At 37.9% G+C, this 486-nt stretch carries 1 protein-coding gene; it reads left to right on the plus strand.

Annotated elements, in window-relative coordinates; translation table 11 throughout:
• Window positions 1–26: 26 nt before the first annotated feature.
• Window positions 27–371, plus strand: a complete 345-nt coding sequence (locus H5073_RS18030) for a hypothetical protein (protein WP_182680935.1) — start codon at window positions 27–29, stop codon at window positions 369–371.
• Window positions 372–486 lie beyond the last annotated feature (115 nt).

Raw genomic sequence — 486 nt, forward strand, 5'->3', positions numbered from 1 at the left:
GTTATGTGTTTCTATAGTTGAGAGTCATGGAAGAAAAGTACGTACCAAACGAAGTACCTTTGTATGATCGTATTAAAAACATTTTTTTATCCGTTGCTATGGCAATATTTGGAACAATGGGGTTAATAGAGAATGATCTTGCAGTTTCGGTTTGCCGTCGTTGCGAAGAAGTCTACCACTTCAGTGGTATGGCAGCCGTTATAATGTATATAGCGCTAATGACAATGTGTGTGTCATTTGTATCTGAAGTTATTGACCATTATGACAAAAGAAATAATGAACATGTGTATCACAAAATATCAAATTGGACTTTATTGCCAAGTATGGGCTTATTTGCCCTAGCATTTTACGTCCAGTTTTCAAACACATAACTAATAAGGATAGGCCGCGCGAAGCCGCGTCCTTATCCCAAGTGTTGAACAAGCCCGAGCTCACGATAAGTTGTACCTTTAATAGTAAATAGCAGATCGAGAATACGATCTGTTT

This window comes from Shewanella sp. SR44-3 (assembly GCF_014163735.1).
GTDB lineage: Bacteria > Pseudomonadota > Gammaproteobacteria > Enterobacterales > Shewanellaceae > Shewanella.